Raw genomic sequence first — 21295 nt, forward strand, 5'->3', positions numbered from 1 at the left:
TTTAGCCTGATTTTTATTATTAATACTACTTTATCTCAGTCCATCAATGCGCTTGAGCGGACTGTCGTTAACGATGAAAGGCGATCCTGTGCCCCAAAAACGTCTCAAAGACCTGCTCCCTACACCAGAAAAAATTCTAGAAAGCCGTACCTTAAAACTGTTTGCCCCGCAGCTGGCTGACGCACGTCTATGGCATTTTAACCGCCATAGCTTAAACAAGGCGGTCTATATCGGTGTACTCAGTGCATTTTTTCCCTTGCCAGGGCAAATGCTGCTGGCCTTGCTCGGCTCGCTTATTTTTCGTGCCAACGTCCCTATGGCGCTTGGCCTGACTTGGATTACCAACCCTGTGACCAGCCTACCGATATTTTATGCAGGCTACTATATCGGTGCCAAAATCATCGATGTGCCCATGATCAGCCTGCGACTGATCGGTCGGATGATTGCTGATTTTAGTTTATGGGCATTATCAGACGGTGCCAACCCCTTTATCACTTATAAAGGCACGGTATCACTGACCGCTTTTTGTCTTGGCCTGACGATATTGGCCGTGGTTAGTAGTCTTATTTGCGGTCTGGCGTTCAAGGCTATTTGGCGCTACAAAACCGTCGTTAGTTGGCAAAAGCGGCAACAAGACGCCTCAGACCAATCGCCTTATGACAAACCCTAATACGGCCTCTGTCATGCCGTCCTTCTATTATTACTAATACCGCGAAAACAAGCCCATTCGCAAGCCCGTCGCGCTATAGCTCGCCTTCACGCGCTTTGTGCGCATCGATGGCGTTTTTGACCTTGTCGGTCAGATTACTGTCCATGACAAAGACCTCAATCACTTTGTCATCATTGAGCAGTACATAGCGCTTGCCTGTGGCGCTGTCTTGTACCTTTAGGTCGTAGTCCACGCCTGCGATGGTAATCGCATCAAATATTGGTGTGAGTATCTCTATTTGCGCTCGTCTGTCTAAGGTATCAAACAGCGCCGGATCAATATACGGCTGCAACGGCTCATTGCCTTCTTCGGCACTACCAAACGCGGCGATTGGGTCGTCATCTTTATTCATCATAGTCACCTTTTTAACTATAAGCAACGCTGTCAGTGATCAGCTTGTGATTGGGGTTTTGTATCAGCTTGTCTAGGGCGTTAGTAGGCTTCCCAATGACCGTTACGTAGTAGCAGTTGACGATCTGCCAGTGCCGCTAGGCTGCGATCATGAGTCACCATTAGTAGTGCCGTTTGCATGGTGTTTTGTAACTCTGATAACAACCCAAATATACTCTGAGCGTTGTCATAGTCCAAGTTACCCGTTGGCTCATCGGCTAAGATCAGTGAGGGCTTGGTGACCAGCGCACGCGCAATCGCCACTCGCTGACGCTCACCGCCTGATAGCTCACCTGGTCTGTGCGTCAAACGGTGCTCCAAACCGACACTCTTTAGTATCGCAATGGCTTGATCTCGAGCATCAGTCGTCGATACTTTTGGGCGCATTAGCAGCGGCATAGCGACGTTTTCGACCGCGGTAAACTCTGCTAACAAGTGATGAAACTGGTAAATAAATCCCAAGTACTCATTACGCATCGCCCCGCGCTCAGTCTCATTCATGCTATTGAGCAACTTACCATGTAGCCAAACCTCACCACTGGTTGGTGTATCAAGACCGCCCAGTAAGTGAAGCAACGTGCTTTTTCCTGAGCCACTGGTGCCAACGATGGCGATACGCTCGCCTGCATTGACGGTCAAATCCAGACCTGTCAATACCTGGGTACTGACCGCCCCTTCATCATATATTTTATTGATGTTTTTTGCCTCTAAGATGGCAGACATGGTATTTCCTTTATTTTATTGCTATCGCTATTGATTTTATATCGTGCACAGTTGGGTAAGTTTATCACTCATAACGCAGCGTTTGCGCTGGTTGTATCTTAGCGGCACGGCGTGCTGGATAAATAGTGGCCAAAAAGCTCAGTACAAACGAGGCCGTAGTAATCAATAGCACATCCGTCAAACGCAGCTGCGATGGTAAATAATTGATAAAGTAGGCATCAAATAGATTTAGCCCAAAGCTTTGATTGATAAAGCCCAAGATATCACTGACCGTCAAGGCAAATATAATACCCAATACCGTCCCAGCAATGGTGCCGATAAAGCCGATCACCACACCTTGTACCATAAAGACCTGCGTAATCAGACGTGGTGACGCGCCAAAAGTCTTTAAAATCGCGATGTCGGCTTTTTTGTCAGTGACGAGCATCACAAGGCTTGAGACGATATTAAACGCGGCGACCAAGATGATCAAAAACAGCAGCAAACCGACCATGGCTTTTTCCATCTGGATGGCACCAAACAAATTGCCATGCGTCTGTGTCCAGTCACTGGGATAGAGCCTTTCAGGAGCGATAGCCGCCGCTTTTTCTGCTACCATTGGGGCAGCAAAGATGTCATCGAGCTTCATGCGCACGCCCTGCGCGCCCTCTGGCAGACGCAGCAGCTTGGCGCCATCGCCCATTGGGATAAACGCCATCAGACTGTCGACCTCTGGACTGATGGTAAATATCCCCGTCAAGGTAAAGCGCTTAAACCGCGGAATCACGCCAGCAGGCGACGGAGAGGCTTCTGGCAAGACCAGCGTGACTTTATCACCCAGCTGCAGCCCGAGCGATTGCACCATCTCCTCACCCAACACGATATTAAACTCGCCGCTTTGTAAGGTGTCAATACTGCCTTCAACCATATGCTCATTGATGATAGAGACGTCTTTTTCGTATTCAGGCTCGACACCTGTAACCATGATACCCGCGACTTGGCCGTTTGAGGTCAGCATCCCCTGTAGCTGGATAAATGGCGCAACTGCTGCGACCTCAGGGTCTTCTTTGATCTGAGAAGCCAGATCCTGCCAGTCACTAATAATCTCTGATGACACCACCGTGGCTTGCGGCACCATACCCAAAATACGGGTCTTGAGCTCACGATCAAAGCCATTCATCACCGAAAGCACTGTGATCAATACCGCAACGCCAAGCGTCAAACCAATCATGGATATCAGCGATATAAAGGAGATGAAGCGATTACTACGCTCTGCGCGGGTGTAACGTAAGCCGATAAATAACGCTAAAGGACGAAACATATTCAAACTCTTTATCTTATCTACGTGCGACTCTATATATGTTATAAAAACAAGTGGCGGCGCAGCGCTCTATTCTCTAAGAACACTGACCATACCCACATATAAATCAAACACAAAAATAGGGTTTCAGACGAGCCAAACGCAGCCGTCAAAAGGGAGCTAGTTTGACACAATTTGTCTTATATGTGCCAGTCATTCGCACAAACTGCCCATTTTTTTTGCGAAAAAACTCACTTTTGTTATTATTTTTTATGAGGGGCTTGCTATTGCTTGCGGCAATACCTATATATTATATGCCAAAGACAATTGTCATTAACCCCTCATTCATTGCGGTTTGTTGACCTCTCGCTAAAACGTCGCAGCTTATCATCACCCAATTTTGATATGATACATTGGTATATAAGCCCGTCACTTTAGGTCCAAACCCCACGCTGACTTAATTTTGAGTATCTCATGACCATCAACTACCAATATAAAAACATCCAGTCCCCCACCAAAGTCGCTTTGAGCGACGAGCAATCAGCCGGCCATGCCGATCATTGGCGTATTCTGACAGACGATATGAGCAACGACGTCCCAGAGTGGCTACAGAAGATGATCGAACATGCGGCGATGCCCAAAGGCCTAAACAACAACATCAGCGCCAAAGACAGCTGTCTGCTGCTCTCAGAAGACCAGCCTTGCCACATCAATCAAGTACTGGCCATGAAAGATGGCAAGCCTGAATGCTTTATCAACGCCTACCCCTGCGTCGATAGCCCATACGGGCTGCATTGTAAAATCGAGCGTATCATTGCCAACGATCACTCGCACGACGCCGTTTTGCGCTTACGCACGGCTGATGGCAGTATCATTTATGCCTTTGACCAACTTTATACCACCAATCGCCATTTATATCAGCAAGACACCAGTTATTTTGTCAATTTTAGCGCATGGGCGCACGAAATCCAGCTAAGCGAACAAAACGAAGTGGTGATGGTAGAGGATCAAGAATCGATTCGTTATCACCGTGCTTTTAATGACATTGTCGCTGCCAATGACGGCCAAATCCCAGATGACCTACAAGAGCAAATCAGCAACTGGCAACCTGAGACCAAAGAGCAGATGGCGCCTGTCGAAATCAACCTCGGTCATATGTGCGCGTATTTATTTGGCGATACCTTAGGCCAAGAGGACGAGGCATGGTGCCAAGGTCAAGTGCTCGGCAAGCAAGAAACGACTTTTAATGATAAATCCATTTTGTTGTTTGATGTAGTGATACTGCGTGAGCAAGATGCCGACCCATTCGTCGTGCGTATCGCTGCCCTCAACACCCCTGAGACTGCCACGATCGCTGTTCACGACTATGTGCAAGCAAACGTTTGGCTCCAAGCCGCCATCTATAAAGAAAACCAGCAAGCGTCGGCGCAGTCTAAAGCCAGCTGATAAAATTGATACAACCTAATGAAACAAGACAGTAGTCCGATAAACAGATGATTGTCCCGCTGTTATGACAGTTGAATGTTTGAGCAAATAAAAAGCCCCTATAATTAGGGGCTTTTGTATATCTGAGTGAATTGTATATCAATGGCTTGAGTACAAACCACTCAATATAAGATCTACGCCATCGTCGTCATAGACTTGATACGATTATACAGCTCTTTTTGCTCAGCACTTGGACGCGCGGTCTGCACAGCCATCAGCTGTGACATATCGCCTTCGACACGAATCTTGCCTGCCATAAACGCCCCCATGATTTCATTGGTATTAAAATCGGTGATGATAGATTGTAAAATATCACGATCCAACAGCAAGGTCGTTGTCGCCGACTCATTTAGGCCGCGGTGCAGTAGGCCATTGGCAAAATTGGCCTCGATATCTTGCTCAGCATCAGACACTTTTAGATTGACCACCATATTTGCCAAGGCAGGCGGCAGATTTAACTCACCCGCGTCGTTGCTCATTTGCTCTACTTGCTCAAACCATTTATCTGTCAAAAAAACTGCCATATTATTATCCTTAATTGTTATTAAGACGCGCCTCGTACCAATAACGAGGGCACACCTTAGATTAGGCGACCAAAGGTGCGCGGTTATCGATTGTGTTCAGCCACATTATAAGGGCCGAGCGGCGGATAAGTAAAACCTATTTAGACAGCATATGACGAGATTGTTACAAAAATATTGCCCACTTCAAATCGCATGGTCGCAACTATCGTGGGTTTGATACAAGATAATTGCGGCGATATCGTTGATGTTTTTTTCCTGTCATTCACCGCATTTTTTGTCGCAGACGCTCTCTAGAATCGTCGTAAAACTGGGTATAAAATGCACAAATGACACAGTGATTTTCCGCTGTTTGCTCAGATTTTTACCAAAGAGTTTGTATTTTGGCGCATGAGTGTGATGATATTTGATTAGGATTGCGTTACAATACCCTTAAACAGAGTCGGGAGTTTTAACTAAACATTACCTAAACATGTTTTTTTGTCAGCCGCCGCTAGCATACATCTACGGTCAGTAGGTTTTAGGACCTTATGGATATTGGTATCTATCTTCATTGGTACAGCGTTTTTAGTAATAATTAAGATAAATACTTTGCCTCATTAGATGTTTGATGCTCAAAACGGCGCATCTGCTTATTCATTTTGACAGATTGTTGACAATCCTACTATCGAGCAGCTACATACCTTTGGCGTCAATACGCTTTGGTCTTTAACACCCGCTGCTATTAAGCGCAAGCTTAGACAGATAGGTGATAATCTAAGGATAATAGGCAGACCAAAAACAGCATGTACCGCTAAGATCATCTAAGAGATAGCTCTAGATGGTGCGGAGCGTTAGTTAATTCTGTTGATAATTCGGGCTGTAAAGGAATCATCCAATGAGTTTACAAAACACAGCAGTCGCCCCAGTGGACCGTGAGTACGAAATTACTATCGTAAGATTCTTTACGATAATGGCCGTGATATGGGGCATCGTCGGCATGAGTATTGGTGTGTTCATTGCTTCACAGTTAGCATGGCCAGCACTCAACTTTGACATTCCATGGCTGACGTTTAGTCGTTTAAGACCGCTACATACTAACGCGGTCATTTTTGCGTTCGGTGGCTCTGCCCTGTTCGCAACTTCTTATTATGTGGTGCAGCGTACCTGTAAGACGAGACTATTTGCGCCTTATTTAGCGTGGTTTACCTTTTGGGGTTGGCAAGCGGTTATCGTCTCAGCGGTTATTACCCTACCATTAGGTTTGACCTCTACTAAAGAGTACGCAGAACTTGAGTGGCCTATCGATATTTTGATCGCTTTGGTATGGATATCTTATGCCATTGTGTTCTTTGGTACGCTAATCAAACGCAAAACCTCACATATCTATGTGGCTAACTGGTTTTTCGGTGCTTTCATTATTACGATTGCTTTACTGCATCTCGTAAACAGTATGGCGATTCCTGTTAGTGCGTTTAAGTCTTACTCGCTATTTGGCGGTGCAACCGATGCCATGGTGCAGTGGTGGTACGGACACAACGCGGTAGGGTTTTACCTAACGGCAGCGTTCCTTGGGATGATGTATTATTTCGTTCCGGTACAGATTGGTCGTCCTATTTATTCTTACCGTTTGTCTATCGTTCACTTTTGGGCATTGATTGCGTCATACATGTGGGCTGGTGGTCACCATTTGCATTATTCAGCGCTTCCTGATTGGACGCAGTCTCTTGCTATGGTGTTCTCTATCATCCTATTTGCGCCATCTTGGGGTGGTATGATTAACGGTGTACTCACGCTATCAGGTAGTTGGGATAAGCTGCGTACCGACCCGATCATTCGCTTTATGATTGTGGCATTGTCGTTCTACGCGATGTCGACGTTCGAAGGCCCAATGATGTCTATTAAGACGGTGAACGCACTATCACACAACACTGACTGGACAGTCGGCCACGTACACTCAGGCGCGCTTGGCTGGGTTGGTATGATTACCATTGGTTCGCTATATGTACTGTTACCACGTATCTATAACAAACCAAAAATGTACTCTATCAGCTTAATTACCACGCACTTTTGGCTGGCAACTGCTGGAACAATCTTCTACATCGTATCTATGTGGATCTCAGGTATTGGCCAAGGCATGATGTGGCTGGCGACCAACCCTGACGGTACTTTGGTATATAGTTTCGTTGATACGGTTGAGTTCTCACACTTCCCGTATATCGGTCGTGCTTTTGGTGGCTTCTTATATGTATCGGGTATGTTTGTTATGGCATATAACTGCTATAAAACACTCAAGATGCCAGAAGGTAAGCCTGTAGATGTCGCGGATCCAACGGATCATGAACCTAGTGTCGAAAAACCATCGACAGCTAACGTATAAGGAGCGATCATGGCTGGTACACCGCATGAAATTATCGAAAAAAATACAGGCTTGTTGGTCATCGGTATCGTTATTGCTATTAGCTTTGCAACGCTAGTTGAAATCGTACCACTGATTTATGATAACAAGGGTCCTGAGGAAGGTGGGGTTAACGCTCCCCTTCCCGCTATGGAGCCGTGGACGGCACTAGAGTTTGAAGGTCGCGATATCTATATCCGTGAAGGCTGTCACGTCTGTCATACCCAAATGGTGCGCCCACTACGTGCCGAGGTTGAGCGTTATGGACCGTATTCACGCGCTGCTGAGTCAACGTGGGACCATCCATTCTTATGGGGTTCAAAACGTACTGGACCTGATTTGGCACGTGTTGGTGGACGCTACTCTGAAGACTGGCAAAAACAGCACTTAATCGCACCGCGCTCATTGGTACCAGAGTCAGTCATGCCTGGTTTCCCATGGCTTGCAACCAATGAAGTAAACGGTGCAAATGTTCAAGCTAAAATGCGTTTATTCCGCGATCGCTTCGGTGTGCCTTACACTGAAGAAGACATCGAAGGCGCGCCAGATGCTGTTCTTGGTGCCACTGAGCTTGATGCTTTGGTTGCCTACTTACAACAACTAGGCACCGCGATGGAAGGACAGCGCTAATGGGTATTGGTGAATTACAAACAATTGCGACCGTTTCTGCCTTTGTTGCCTTCGTAGGTGTTGCATGGTGGGCGTATTCGCCAAAAAACAAAAAACGCTTCGAAGAAGATGCACAACTTGCGCTTGATGACGAGGATGTAAAGTCTCTGTCTGAAGAGCAGCGCAATAAGGATAAACGATGACATTTTTTTGGAGTTCTTGGATTACCATACTAAGTATCATGTGTTGGGCTGCTATCCTCGGTGTCTTGCTAATGGTATTGAAGTACAAGCCAGAACTAGAAGACGATGGTACGACAGGCCACGCATATGACGGTATTAAAGAATACGACAAGCCCTTACCTAAATGGTGGTTGGTCATATTCTTTGGTTCAATCGTATGGGCAATTGCTTATTGGATATTTTTTCCAGCGATTTTCCCATCGAAATGGGATGGTCTTGCTACGGTAGAAGTCGATGGCGAAACTGTGCCTTGGACCTCTAAAAACGAGCTATATAGTGAGCTTGAGAGCAACAACAAAGTATTTACAGACAACTTTGAAAAAAACATCTTGGCAAAAGCAGATGCCAGCGGTGCAACAGCGACGCTAGCGACATTGGCTGATATGCAAGCGACCATGCGTCGTAGCGACAACCCGCCAGCTGACCTGCAAACTCAGATCGATCAAAAAGTTGCAGAGCTGGCGCCATATGTCGAAAAGCTGTCTGAAAACCCAAATGCATTGAAAGTGGGTAGCCGTTTGTTTTTACAAAACTGTGCGGTTTGTCACGGCTCTAATGCCAAGGGCGCTTTGGGCTATCCAAACCTCACCGATAACGATTGGTTATATGGTGGTGCGCCTGAAAACATCCTAACGACCCTGCATAATGGTCGGGTTGGTGGCATGGCAGCATGGCGTGATCAGATCGGTGAAGATGGCGTACGTGCAGTCTCTGAGTATGTCCTATCGATCTCTGGTAACCAACAAGGTTATGATCTAGATCAGACTAAAGTGGCACAAGGTGAGGTTATCTTTAACGAGCCGACTAACTGTGTGCTTTGTCATGGTGACGACGCTAAAGGTATGATTTCTACTGGTGCGCCAAACCTGACAGACGATATTTGGCTCTATGGCGGCGATCGTGAAAGCATCCGCGAGACCTTACGTTATGGCCGTGCTGGTGTGATGCCTGAGTGGCAGACAAAATTGGGTAATGAGCGTATCATGCTGCTTGCCGCGTATGTCTACTCTTTATCAGACAAGCCTGTTAATTCAGCCAAAGCTGCTACAGCAACTGCGACGACTGAAGCGCCAGCAGAAGCTACTGCTAACTGATTTTAATCGTTATGAATCAGCCAATTGCTGAGACTGTTTAATGGATTTACCAGAAAGGGAGGACTGTCATTGCAGTTCTCCCTTTTTTATATATATTTTATATATAGACACCTATATTAGGTATCAGTAGATTGCTTTTTAGGATTATCACCCCATTTATAGTAGGGAGAATGCTAAAATATATATTTGATAGGCAGAGATATTGATGACTTGCCCGAATGCCGTATTGCCTATCGACTCTTAGCTATTGACCATCGATCATTTGGTAGTTGGCTTGGCATCGATTAGGTGATTGTCTTGCCCTCTACCCACTGACATTGATAACATCGCACACTCATACATCTTATTATCCAAGGTGTTTGTTCATCATGCCAGCAGACTGATTCTTTTTTTAAAGAGGCACGTTTATGTCAGCACAACAACCCAATAAGATCCCTGTACAACAAGTAGACCTCGACGCCACCAAGCATCGCGTCCATCCTAGGTTTGTCACAGGTTTTTACCAAAATATTCGTGTCATCACGATGTATGCACTACTGGCGGCGTTTTTGTTATTGCCATGGCTGCGATACAACGGTAGGCAGGCGATATGGTTTGATGTCCCCTCACAGCACTATTATATCTTTGGCATGACGTTTTTGACCCAAGATTTTTATTTTGTGGCAGCATTCGCCATCATCGCCGCCTTTACCCTCTTTATGGTGACCGTCTATGCGGGCCGCGTCTGGTGTGGTTATGCCTGCCCGCAAACGATTTGGACACACCTTTATCAGTATGTCGAGAAATGGGTGATCGGCGATCGTAATAAACGCATCAAGTTTGATAAAGAACCGATGAGCGCAAAAAAAGCATTTAAGCGAGCGTTGGTTTATTTTATTTGGTTTGTGTTTTCTGTGATTACAGCGGCGACCTTTGTCAGTTATGTCGCGGGTACTGATTATCTATATCAAAGCTGGCAGATGATAGGGATTGTCCCTGTGCCTGATTGGCCAACGTGGGTATGGATTTCGATGTTTATCTTTACCTTTGCCACTTATGCCAATGCCGGTTATATGCGTGAGCAGATGTGTATCCAGATATGCCCTTACGGCCGCTTTCAAAGTGTGATGTTTGATAAAGACACGCTCATTGTTTCCTACGATTATGAGCGCGGTGAGCCGCGTGGCCCTCGCAAAAAAGGCACCAACCCTGATGACTTGGGCGACTGTATTGAGTGTCAAATGTGTGTGCAGGTGTGCCCAACCGGTATCGATATTCGTGATGGTTTGCAAGTCGCTTGTATTCAGTGCGCCGCTTGTGTCGATGCCTGTAATGAGATCATGGACAAAGTGGGCTACCCACGTGGCTTGATTCGCTATACGACCGAGCGTCAATTGGCCGAAAAAGAGCCAAGCCGTGTACTGCGCCCGCGCCTATTTGCTTATCTGGCATTGCTGACGATACTGTGCGGCGGTGTGCTATATGCGCTCACAGGCCGCGTGCCATTAGAGCTTGATATTCGCCGTGACCGCAACCAGCTGTCCTCTATCAATAGTCAGGGTATGATCGAAAACAGCTATATCATCAAACTGACCAATAAGACCCAAGAGCCGCACACTTATAAGATCGCCTTGGTGCCACAAGAAGGACTGAGCTTAGCGCTACGATTTAACGATGTGCCTTTAGAAGCAGGCGAAAGCTTTGATATGCCACTGAGCATCTATGGCGATCCAGATGTGATCGAATTTGGTCAAACACCAGTGACGTTGACCGTGACCAGCGAAGATGGCAAATATCAGGTAAGCAAACAAAACATCTTTACCACTCAAGGTCAGTAAATACTGGCTTTAAAGGCTTTGGTTTTTCAAAGCACTTATATTTGAAAGCGCTGACGCTTAAAAGCACTTACATTTAAAAGTGTTTAGGTTTAAAAGCTTTTATGTTGCAAAGCACTGAGAGTCAAGGCTCGGTGCTCAAAAGTACCAAGATGCCGTGTTTGGTCCGGCTATTTTTATAACGCTCATCCGTTAGTCGCTCACAATTGGTTTGGTTAGCGATTGGCGGATGACTCATTTATCACTTGGCAGCAGTGTGCCATTAGATTATCCAGTGATAGCGTTTACGGTATCTAGTGATATGATATCTGCTAAACCGTTATCTGATTAATAGGTATTTTATGTCTACTCCAGCACCAAACTTTAAGCATCAAGATACGCAGCCATGGTATAAAAACTACATGGTCGTCATCTTTGTGATTGGCATGCCAGCGCTGGTCGTGATCGCATGCATCTGGTTTGTGTATTACTCCTACCAAATCCGTGACAGTGTGGTACGTGACGACTGGTATATGGATGGCAAGACCCTCTATCATGATATCTCTCGTGATAAGCTCACGCATGATTTGGACTTGCATGGCAAAATGCAGTTTGCTGATAATGGCGATATTGTGTTTTATTTAAACTATCCTGAACAAAGCTTACAGACGGGCAAGCTCCTAAACGGCACACCTCTCACCTATCCTGAGACGCTGGCGCTGTCTATCTCTCATGCCACCGATATCAAAAAAGATCGCGATGTGGTGCTCCAGCACGAAGAAGGCAATAAATACCGTGCTCATGTCGATATCGATCCTGTAAAAGCCAAATACTATCTACAAGTGAGTAATGATGGTAAGGATGACTGGCGTATGCAAGATGTGGCACGGCTACCGCGCTCCGAGGTAAGCTTTGAGCCGCTACCCGTCTTTTCAGAAAGCTAACCACAGGGTTGGCTCTTAACTTACGCCAAAACCAAAAAAACCAGCCATTAATCAATAATGCGCTGGTTTTTTTCTGACACGGGTGTGAGTGAATCGGCTCTCTTTAAATCACAGGATTAATCGTTGGAATCTTCTGTGCGGTAGAGCGACTGTCTGTGGGTTTCTCTGCTGGCGGTTTGCTGGCAAACTTAGGATTAAACGTTTGGGTCTCAGGCGCGATAGGCAGACCAATATCGGCCAAGCTCTGAGTCTGCCCTGCTTGAATATTATCTCCCTCAAACAGACGCTCCTCATTATCACGATCGAGGCTCAAGGTCTCAAAGTCAAACAACTCACGGTCGGCGAGTTGTGATGGTGCGACGTTTTGTATGGCCTTAAAGATAGACGCCAAACGCTGCGGATGGGCATCGTCCCACTCACGTAGCATGTCATTGATGATGGCACGCTGTAGATTGGTTTGACTGCCGCATAAGTTGCAAGGAATGATCGGAAACGCTTTGAGTTTGGCATACTCAATGATGTCTTTTTCTTCGACATAGGCCAGCGGACGAATGAGCAAGTTTTGCTTGTCATCACTGAGCAGTTTTGGCGGCATTGATTTGAGCGCGCCGCCATGAAAGAGGTTTAAAAAGAACGTCGCAAGCATATCATCGCGATGATGGCCTAATGCGATTTTGGTCGCGCCTATTTGCTTGGCAAAACCATATAGCGAGCCGCGACGTAAACGCGAACAGGCCGAACAATAAGTCTTGCCTTCTGGTACCACGCTTTTGACGATACTATAGGTATCTTTTTCTAAGATATAATGAGCGATGCCCTGCTCGTTCAGATAAGCGGGCAAAATATCCTCAGGATAGCCTGGCTGCTTTTGGTCCAGATTGACCGCCACGATGTCAAAGTGAATCGGCGCGATACGCTTAAGTAGCAGCAAGATGTCTAGCAGGGTGTAGCTGTCTTTACCGCCTGAGACACATACCATCACCACATCGCCATCTTCGATCATATTAAAGTCACGAATCGCCCACGACACTTGGCGGCGCAGCTTTTTTTGTAGTTTGCGAAACGCCGCTGTTTGCGTAGGCTCCAACGTGCTACCGTCATCATCCGCGCTATTGTCAGCAGCATCTTCTATGCTATCGTGCTCAGGGTACAAATTATCATTGCCCAAGCCTGCATTGGCCGCTGTATCAACAAGCTCTGGCATGGCGTTTGGCGTGAATATGGTCGCTGCGGTCATAAGTTACTCAATATCTTTACTAAAATTATATGGCTATCATGAAGGGCAACCTATTCATCGGCAATCCGTTAAAGCCTGCGCTGACATAGATATCTTGGAAACTTTGGATATTTTGGATGCCCTAGGTGCCCTGACGGCTGCGATTATATCAAAGTTTGCTAACAGATTGAAAAGATGACGTTAATTTATCCGCGCAACTTGTCACAGGCACGAGCGGTGGCTAGCTTTAGGCACGCACCATTAAAAAGACGCCATAAGGTTCTGTCAGGCAGGTGTTTTTGCTAAAATAGCCAGATAGCCTCCATCACTATTAAGCTACTCACTATTTCTCAACCAATAACAGACGCCACTATGACTCACGCTACCTTGCCGCCCGCCTCCTCTTCTCAAGCTGCTGACGAGCCGGTCACAGATGTGCATCAGCAAAACGCCGTCGTACTACTATCAGGCGGACTTGATTCGGTAACCTGCTTGTATTGGGCCAAGGCGCGCTACGCCTCGGTGACAGCGGTCAGCTTTAACTACGGACAACGCCACAACAGTGAGCTTGTCGCTGCAAAAGCCATCGCCAAAACCGCCAAGGTCAGCCACCGTATCATTGATATCGATATCGCGCAGTTGGGTGGCTCGTCTTTGACTGATCACAGTATGACGATCCCTGATGGCGCTACCGACACATTTCCCAATCAGCAGCACGCTGAGGTCGATAATGACGCCATTCCCAATACTTATGTGCCCGCACGCAATACGATTTTTTTGTCCTATGCGCTGGCCGTGGCCGAGGTGACCGATGCCAATCATATCGTCATTGGCGTCAGCTCCGTCGATTACTCTGGGTATCCAGATTGTCGCCCTGAGTATATCGCGGCCTTTGAACACATGGCCAACCTCGCGACCAAAGCGGGCGTGACCGGTCATCATTTGTCGATTCAGACACCGCTGCAGCAGCTGTCTAAAGCCAAAACCATCGAGCTTGGTCTATCATTGGGTGTCGATTATGCTCAGACGATTTCTTGCTACCGCGCAGATGCCAATGGCTTGGCTTGCGGTACGTGTGATAGCTGCGCGCTGCGCCGCCAAGGGTTTGCCCAAGCAGGCGTCGTCGACCCTACCCGCTATCAGGCCTAAGCGCAGATAGCGCAGTTTTTGTAGGCGCGCAGCCCAACAATCAACATTTGCGAAACATTCGCTTGCATTAACACAGCATGTCATCATTGTATTTTGCGCCCTATCCTTGCTATGGTATGTGCGATTGCATTGATTGCAAGACATTAGTTACAAAACCTAAGTGACGATATCATCTGCGTATCGCTGTACCTTGATAGCAGCGACGCACACCAAATTTATAAAACAGACGCCATCTGTAAGAGGATATTTATGAAGTTGTTGCCAGTATTACCCCTAGCCCTAGCTGCCATCTTTGCGTTGCCCCAAGCAAACGCGGCTGATATCAAGCAAGACAATATCAATACCTGTGTCAATGGCGCGGTCAAATATAAAGTCGCTGACAAAAGTACCGCCACCAAGCTATGCAATTGCACCATCGGCGTCCGTAGCAACATGACCATCGGTCAAATGTGGGAAATCGAAAGCTACGCACAAAACAAAAAAGACCCCTCCAATCTGCCATATGTCAAAAAAATGCAAAAAGACTTACAGCAATGCACAGTTGGTCTAGACCTTAAGCAGCCACAAAAACCTGCTTAAGATAACGGGTGCACGATGTACAAAAGACTGGCTATTGCCAGTCTTTTTTGTTGAGGATAAACAGACAAAGTGTAAAACTGATTATTCATTTTTGCTAATCTGCTTATAATAAGAATACGATAACGCTGATAAAGCTCGCTATACTTGCGACATACATACTATACAAACCATCTATAACACCATAAGGACATTAACATGGCAAAGCCCACCACAGAAAGCATCAAGTTACCTGATTTTCCTGTTACCATCGTCAGAGCGCTAGACGGCCACTTCATCCATGATGACATTAGCCTAAAAGAAATGGTCGCCCATACCGACAAAGGCCTAATATTATACTTTTATCCAAAAGACAATACGCCTGGCTGCACCACACAAGCGACCGAATTTACCGCGCGCCTCCACGAGTTTGATGACTTGGGCTATGATATCGTTGGCGTCTCACGCGATAGCATCGACTCTCATCAAAAATTCATCACCAAGCATGACTTACACATCCCGCTCATTAGCGATACTGACGAAAGGCTTTGCCAATATTTTGATGTAATCAAAGAAAAAAACATGTACGGCAAAATCACCTTGGGGCTGGTACGCTCTGCCTTTGTGTTTGACAAAAACGGCACCCTTACCCATGCACAGCGCAACCTGCGTGCTAAAGGCTATACCGATCGTCTGCTAGCAACATTAACGCCTTAACCAGCTGACAAGATAATAATCACTAACATCATCTGTGATACCTAGGTTAAATAATCATTTCTTAACACTTGAGAATACTATGAATAAACCGTCTAATACTGATAGTGCCGAGCAAAAAATCACCCGCACCGTATCAGTGGCCGTGATTGGCGCGGGCACAGCTGGTCAAAATGCCTTTCGGCAAGCCAGCAAAACCCGTGATGACATCGTCATTATCAATGAAGGGTTTTGGACCACCACCTGTATCCAAGTCGGCTGTATGCCAAGCAAGCTATTGATTGCTGCTGCAGACCGCGCCCATGAGGCCAATCACTCTGCAGACTTTGGGGTGCATGCCACCACTCAAATCGATGGCAAACGGGTCATGGAGCGCGTCCGTGAGGAGCGTAGCCACTTTGCCAGCTATATCAAAAAGCAAGTCGAGAGCTGGCCTGAGGACAAAAAAATCGATGGTCGCGCTTATATCAACCAACAAGGCCTGATCGAAGTCAATAACGAGCTAATCGACGCCAAAAAAATCATCGTCGCCACTGGCAGCTCGACGTTTATCCCAGACGGCTGGGCAGATAAGCTGGGTGCGACCTTGCTCACCTCTGATACCGTCTTTGAGCTCAATGACTTACCCAAATCATTGGCCGTCGTCGGTGCAGGTGCCATCGGTCTTGAGCTTGCGCAAGCCTTTACTCGACTGGGCGTCGAGGTCACACTATTTAATCGTGTCAAGCGCGTGGCCGGTCTCAAAGACGACGACATCAATAATAAAGCCATTGATTGCTTGAGTCATGAGCTGACCATGCACCTAGGTAGCGATATCAAAGACGTCGGTACACGACATACCGATACGCAAGACCATCCAGAACAAACCGCATTTATCAACTATGAAGACAGTGCCGGCGAAGCGCGCCAGTGGCAAGGCGAATACGTGCTGGTCGCCACCGGTCGACGCAATACCATCAAACAACTGGGCATTGAAAACTTGGGCGTCGAGCTTGATGATAAAAACCGACCAAAAAACCTCAGTATAAAAACCGGCCAAATTGGCGACTTAAACGTCTATATCGTGGGTGATGCCAATGCACACATACCTTTGTTACACGTTGCTAGTGATGAAGGCTACAGCGCAGGCAACATGATCTGCGGCAATGAAAAAGACGCCTATATACGTCCGCCTGCCCTGCCTTTTTCTATCGTGTTTTGCTCACCGCAGATCGTCAACGTTGGCATGTCGCTTCCTGAAATCCAACAAGACCCAGAGTTAGAGTACGTCATCGGCCGCGTCAGTTTTGACAATCAAGGTCGTAGTCGAGTGATGGGAGTCAACTGTGGCTTGCTCCATATCTACGGCTGCAAAAAAACCGACAGAATACTGGGCGCCAGCATGATTGGCCCTGATGCTGAGTATATCGGTCACATTTTGGCGACAGCCATTACCAATGACTTAAACATCAAAGACATGCTCGACACGCCATTTTATCACCCTACAATATTAGAAGGACTACGGACAGCGTTGCGCGATGTACAGCACAAGATGGAAATCCCTTATCAGTACCACGATACGCAAGAAGACAGTTTTTAAGGATTTGGACTGTTTTACAGGAAGGACACGCCCTCATAAAAAACCTGATAAAAAAGGTAGCATTGCAGGCGATCAGGGCGTATCTTGTGTTTGCTTGCCTCCCTAATTTCAGGTAACTTAATACCTTTACATGTACTCATCACTGCATGGACCAAAAAATGCCAATCGCTAGTATTACCGATTTTTTTCAAGAGATCATTCGTGATCTGCATACTAGTCTTTATCTGGCGCTTGGCGGCTCTGCTGATGAAGAGTCAATCGACTGGTCCTCACAGGTGGTCGATTTGGCCAGTACTGCCATCAAAATCTTGATCTTGCTTGCGGTACTTGGGGCTTTTTATTGGTTGGCGATTTATATTCTCAAGCAGAGCAAAACAAAGCTGCACTTGAATGAGCGGCGCACCAAGATTGTCCGTTCGGTACTGCGCTATATCTGGATTGTGGCAAGTTTGATTGCCATTATGAGTCAGATATACTTTGAGCCTGAAACCATCAAGGCCACTGCCAAGGCCAGCACATGGGCAGGTATTTATTATGTGCTTTGGACCTCATCTGGACAGATCATTCACAAAGTCTTGCAGCATTATGGTCTGAATGCCTCGATAGAGCAGCTACTAAAAAACATCTTGTCTGTGCTGCTACTGGTGCTAGGTCTGGCCAGTGTCATGGCGCAGTTTGGCTTTGATATCGTCTCACTGGTCGCCGGTCTCGGTATCGTCGGTCTGGCGGTAGGCTTTGCCGCTCAGTCCACCCTTGCCAACTTCATCGCTGGCATTACCATCTTGCTTGAGCAATCGTTTCAAGTGGGTGACTGGATTCATATCAATGAAAATGAAGGCCGGGTGGTACTCATCGCCCTGCGTACCACGCATATCTTGACGCGGGACAACATCACCGTCATTATCCCAAACTCCAATGTTGCCTCCTCTGAGGTGACCAATTTAACCTCCAAAAACTTCATACGGTTTGATATTCGTGTGCGTATCGCCTTTGAAGACGATATCGATACCGCTCGCAAAGAGATCCTACAAGTCCTCAGTGACACCGATGTGGTGCTCAGTCGTCCAGAGCCCTCAGCCACAGTCGATGAAATTGGTGAATACGGGGTTTTCTTTATCGTGCGTTTTTGGGTAAAACCTGCTGCCGTCGCCCGTATGCCAAAAATCAAAGAAGGTCTCAAAGAGGACATCAAACGCGCGTTCGATGCTGCCAACATCTCTACCCCTTATCCGCATATGCGTTTGCTGATGCCAAAGGACGTCGACTATCCTATCGCCACCAAGCCCTTTGCCACCACCACGCAGGTAGTATCACAGTCATCAGAGCCGCTACCCCTGACAAAAAATGAGCAGTAAAGACGCGACTATCTTGCTCAATACCCATCACTTTAAACCATCCTACCTGGAAATATGATAAAATCACGGGTTAAACATCGCCATTGTTGATGTGCCTCATTTACCCTTTTAGACCACAGGTATCCGTATGACCGAAACCACTTCGCCAGCATCTTCCACAGCATCTTCGCCAGCGTTGTCGCTTGAGCTTATCGTTACCTGTGCCGATGGGCTCGAAGCGCCGCTACAGACTGAGCTGACCAGCTTTGGTATTCAAAGCGATATCAAAAGCACCGGTCGTCTGACCGTCACTGGCGGCTTGCGTGATCTGTATACCATCTGTCTTTGGTCACGCGTGGCCTCACGGGTACTGCTGCCAATCAAACGCAAAAACATCAATACCGAATATGATGTGGCCGAGCAGCTCTATGGTTTGGCAAAATCTGTCAACTGGACTGAGCAGTTTGACTTAGAGCAAACCTTTGCCATCCGTCTGTCTGTCGATAAGCGCGTGGCGGTCAGTCAGCAGTTTGCAATGCTGCGTATCAAAGATGCCATCGCCGATACCTTCAATGAAGTATATGACAGCCGCCCCAACGTCGACAGCAAAAACCCAGATTTTTCTGTGTTTGCTACTGTCAATGACAAGCAAGCCGAGCTGTATCTAGACCTATCTGGTACCAGCTTGCATCGCCGTGGCTATCGTGTGGCCATGACCGACGCGCCTTTAAAAGAAAACCTAGCGGCAGCACTACTCTATAGCGCAGGTTGGCATAAGAAAAACGACGCAGGCAACGCGCCTTTTTATAACGCTCTTATCGATCCTATGTGCGGCTCTGGTACATTTATTATCGAAGCGCTCTTGATGCATTGTGATTATGCTGTCGGTATCGATAAAGCGGCCAATCAATTCGGATTTTATGAATGGCAACATCATGATGATGCGCTCTGGCAGCAGATGATTGAGGATGCCCAAAACCGTTTTCGCGAGGCGCTCGCCATTGCTCAAGAGCAGCCAGACACCTTGCCGCTGATTTTGGGTTTTGATGCTGATAGCGGTGCGATACTCGCCACAGAAAAAAACCTAATCGCTGCAGGGCTGCAAGAACTGTTGCCGCTGCTTGATATCGAGACGCGCGCGCTCAACCAGCTAGGCGGTGTGCTAAAGCCGCTGGTCGACGATGGCCGCTTGAGCAATCCGCTTGTCATTACCAACCCACCTTATGGCGAGCGTTTGGGCGATGAAGACATTATCAAACCTTTATACCAGTCAATCGGGCTTATTTTGCAAGACAGCTTTGCAGGCAGTGGCATTAATCCAATGCTTGGCATCTTGGCCGCCAATGTCGAGCAGGTCGATATCTTACCAATCAAAGAACCAAAAACCCTACGCTGTCACAACGGTGCCATTACGGTTTATTTTCGTTATGGGACCCTTATCTCTGGACAAATAGGCCATCTGGTCAGTCGTTTTGAGAAGCGCGACATCACGGTAGAGGGCGGGCAAGACTTTATCAACCGTCTACAAAAAAACCTCGCCAAGCTCAAAAAGCTCGCCAAAAAAGACAATGTCAGTAATATTCGTGTCTATGACGCTGATTTGCCCGACTTTAAAGTGGCCATCGACCTATATGGTGATTATGCGCACGTGCAAGAATACGCACCGCCCAAAACCATCCCGCCTGAGACCGCAAAAAAACGCTTTAACCTCGCCTTGATGGGTATCCGTGAGGTGTTTGATATCAACCGCGAGCAGGTCTTTATCAAAACCCGCGCCCGTCAATCAGGTAATGAGCAATACAGCAAGCAAGGCAGTAGCGAAAAGCGCGGTAAGTTTTATATCGCACGCGAAGATGGCGCTTACTTTTATGTCAACTTTACCGACTATCTCGATACCGGCCTGTTTATCGACCATCGCAACATGCGCGCCCGTATCAAAGCCAACAGTCGCGACAAGTCAGTACTTAACTTATTTGCTTATACCTGTACGGCCAGTATACACGCAGCACTCGCTGGCGCCAAAAAAGTCACTAGTGTGGATCTGTCACAAAACTATCTCGACTGGGGCAAGCAAAACTTTGCCTTAAATGGTCTGGATGTCAGTAGGAGCAAGTATCAGTTTATCGCCGCCGATATTTTTGAGTGGATCAAGGACAATACTGAGCAGTTTGATATTATCTTTATCGATCCGCCGACTTTTTCCAACTCAAAAAAATTCCAAGGCACCTTTGATGTGCAGCGCGACCATGCCGCCCTTATCAATCGCGCCATGAACCGCTTAACCTCGGACGGCGTGTTGTATTTTTCTAATAACTTCACCCGTTTTGAGTTGGACGAGCAGCTAAGCGAGCGCTACGATATTGTCAATATCACGCCAAAGACCATCGGCTTTGATTTTAATATCAAAAAACCCATCCACCAAAGCTTTGAGATTCGTCATCGTTAAGGCATAAAAAAGACCTATACCCGCCTTGCTTGCCCAGCTTTCGTAGTGTTTTGTAGCAAATATCACAATGGCCCAATCGGCTTTGATTGGGCCATTTTTTGTTGTTATGATAGAGCACTACTACGCGGCGAAAAAG

At 46.9% G+C, this 21295-nt stretch carries 19 protein-coding genes; 14 read left to right on the forward strand and 5 right to left on the reverse strand.

Features of this window, described 5'->3' with window-relative positions:
• Window positions 1–88 precede the first annotated feature (88 nt).
• Window positions 89–670: a DUF2062 domain-containing protein gene (locus J3491_RS02400; RefSeq protein ID WP_241900650.1), complete on the forward strand. Its 582-nt coding sequence runs from the start codon at window positions 89–91 to the stop codon at window positions 668–670.
• Window positions 671–743: 73 nt separating this feature from the next.
• Here J3491_RS02400 and J3491_RS02405 read toward each other — a convergent pair whose 3' ends face one another.
• The 3 genes from J3491_RS02405 to J3491_RS02415 form a co-directional block, all read right to left on the reverse strand.
• Window positions 744–1064, reverse strand: a complete 321-nt coding sequence (locus J3491_RS02405; protein WP_243456049.1) for a hypothetical protein — start codon at window positions 1062–1064, stop codon at window positions 744–746.
• Window positions 1065–1141: 77 nt separating this feature from the next.
• Window positions 1142–1822, reverse strand: a complete 681-nt coding sequence (lolD, locus tag J3491_RS02410) for a lipoprotein-releasing ABC transporter ATP-binding protein LolD (protein ID WP_075101090.1) — start codon at window positions 1820–1822, stop codon at window positions 1142–1144.
• 64 nt (window positions 1823–1886) lie between these two features.
• Entirely contained in the window at window positions 1887–3122 is a 1236-nt protein-coding gene (locus J3491_RS02415; RefSeq protein WP_207969086.1) for a lipoprotein-releasing ABC transporter permease subunit, read from the reverse strand.
• 453 nt (window positions 3123–3575) lie between these two features.
• Between J3491_RS02415 and J3491_RS02420 the strand changes: the two genes are divergently transcribed.
• Window positions 3576–4547, forward strand: a complete 972-nt coding sequence (locus J3491_RS02420; RefSeq protein WP_075101088.1) for a hypothetical protein — start codon at window positions 3576–3578, stop codon at window positions 4545–4547.
• Window positions 4548–4720: 173 nt separating this feature from the next.
• On the opposite strand, the gene J3491_RS02425 is transcribed toward J3491_RS02420, so the two are convergent.
• Window positions 4721–5110: an SCP2 sterol-binding domain-containing protein gene (locus J3491_RS02425; protein WP_100749228.1), complete on the reverse strand. Its 390-nt coding sequence runs from the start codon at window positions 5108–5110 to the stop codon at window positions 4721–4723.
• A gap of 874 nt (window positions 5111–5984) precedes the next feature.
• Between J3491_RS02425 and ccoN the strand changes: the two genes are divergently transcribed.
• From ccoN to J3491_RS02455, 6 genes are all read left to right on the forward strand, one after another.
• Window positions 5985–7466, forward strand: a complete 1482-nt coding sequence (ccoN, locus tag J3491_RS02430) for a cytochrome-c oxidase, cbb3-type subunit I (protein WP_075101086.1) — start codon at window positions 5985–5987, stop codon at window positions 7464–7466.
• A gap of 9 nt (window positions 7467–7475) precedes the next feature.
• Window positions 7476–8114: a cytochrome-c oxidase, cbb3-type subunit II gene (gene ccoO / locus J3491_RS02435; protein ID WP_075101085.1), complete on the forward strand. Its 639-nt coding sequence runs from the start codon at window positions 7476–7478 to the stop codon at window positions 8112–8114.
• Window positions 8114–8296, forward strand: coding sequence for a CcoQ/FixQ family Cbb3-type cytochrome c oxidase assembly chaperone (locus J3491_RS02440; protein ID WP_075101084.1), 183 nt, complete (start codon window positions 8114–8116; stop codon window positions 8294–8296). Before ccoO ends, J3491_RS02440 begins: the two co-directional genes overlap by 1 nt.
• On the forward strand, window positions 8293–9429 hold the full coding sequence (gene ccoP, locus J3491_RS02445) for a cytochrome-c oxidase, cbb3-type subunit III (RefSeq protein WP_075101083.1): 1137 nt from the start codon (window positions 8293–8295) through the stop codon (window positions 9427–9429). Before J3491_RS02440 ends, ccoP begins: the two co-directional genes overlap by 4 nt.
• A gap of 407 nt (window positions 9430–9836) precedes the next feature.
• Window positions 9837–11246, forward strand: coding sequence for a cytochrome c oxidase accessory protein CcoG (gene ccoG, locus J3491_RS02450; protein ID WP_075101082.1), 1410 nt, complete (start codon window positions 9837–9839; stop codon window positions 11244–11246).
• Between the two features lie 338 nt (window positions 11247–11584).
• Window positions 11585–12166: a FixH family protein gene (locus J3491_RS02455; RefSeq protein ID WP_075101081.1), complete on the forward strand. Its 582-nt coding sequence runs from the start codon at window positions 11585–11587 to the stop codon at window positions 12164–12166.
• 103 nt (window positions 12167–12269) lie between these two features.
• On the opposite strand, the gene ttcA is transcribed toward J3491_RS02455, so the two are convergent.
• Window positions 12270–13370, reverse strand: a complete 1101-nt coding sequence (gene ttcA, locus J3491_RS02460) for a tRNA 2-thiocytidine(32) synthetase TtcA (protein WP_424108339.1) — start codon at window positions 13368–13370, stop codon at window positions 12270–12272.
• A gap of 384 nt (window positions 13371–13754) precedes the next feature.
• Here ttcA and queC point away from each other — a divergent pair, with 384 nt between their 5' ends.
• The 6 genes from queC (at window position 13755) to rlmKL (ending at window position 21159) form a co-directional block, all read left to right on the forward strand.
• Window positions 13755–14531 carry a 7-cyano-7-deazaguanine synthase QueC gene (gene queC / locus J3491_RS02465; protein WP_100749225.1) on the forward strand — a complete coding sequence of 259 codons (777 nt, stop codon included), beginning with the start codon at window positions 13755–13757 and terminating at the stop codon, window positions 14529–14531.
• A 249-nt stretch (window positions 14532–14780) separates the two neighbouring features.
• Window positions 14781–15110, forward strand: coding sequence for a hypothetical protein (locus J3491_RS02470; RefSeq protein WP_075101077.1), 330 nt, complete (start codon window positions 14781–14783; stop codon window positions 15108–15110).
• 195 nt (window positions 15111–15305) lie between these two features.
• Window positions 15306–15803 (forward strand): peroxiredoxin, encoded by a 498-nt coding sequence (locus tag J3491_RS02475; protein ID WP_100749224.1) that lies wholly within the window; start codon window positions 15306–15308, stop codon window positions 15801–15803.
• A 79-nt stretch (window positions 15804–15882) separates the two neighbouring features.
• Complete coding sequence (locus J3491_RS02480) at window positions 15883–17379, forward strand: dihydrolipoyl dehydrogenase (protein WP_100749223.1); 1497 nt, start codon at window positions 15883–15885, stop codon at window positions 17377–17379.
• Between the two features lie 158 nt (window positions 17380–17537).
• The gene (locus J3491_RS02485) at window positions 17538–18734 is read left to right on the forward strand and encodes a mechanosensitive ion channel family protein (protein ID WP_241900649.1); all 1197 of its coding nucleotides are present in this window, start codon (window positions 17538–17540) and stop codon (window positions 18732–18734) included.
• A 127-nt stretch (window positions 18735–18861) separates the two neighbouring features.
• Window positions 18862–21159 (forward strand): bifunctional 23S rRNA (guanine(2069)-N(7))-methyltransferase RlmK/23S rRNA (guanine(2445)-N(2))-methyltransferase RlmL, encoded by a 2298-nt coding sequence (rlmKL, locus tag J3491_RS02490; RefSeq protein WP_207969087.1) that lies wholly within the window; start codon window positions 18862–18864, stop codon window positions 21157–21159.
• The last annotated feature ends 136 nt before the right edge of the window (window positions 21160–21295 follow it).

Origin of the sequence: Psychrobacter halodurans, assembly GCF_017498075.1 — a bacterium.
Taxonomy (GTDB): Bacteria; Pseudomonadota; Gammaproteobacteria; order Pseudomonadales; family Moraxellaceae; genus Psychrobacter; species Psychrobacter celer.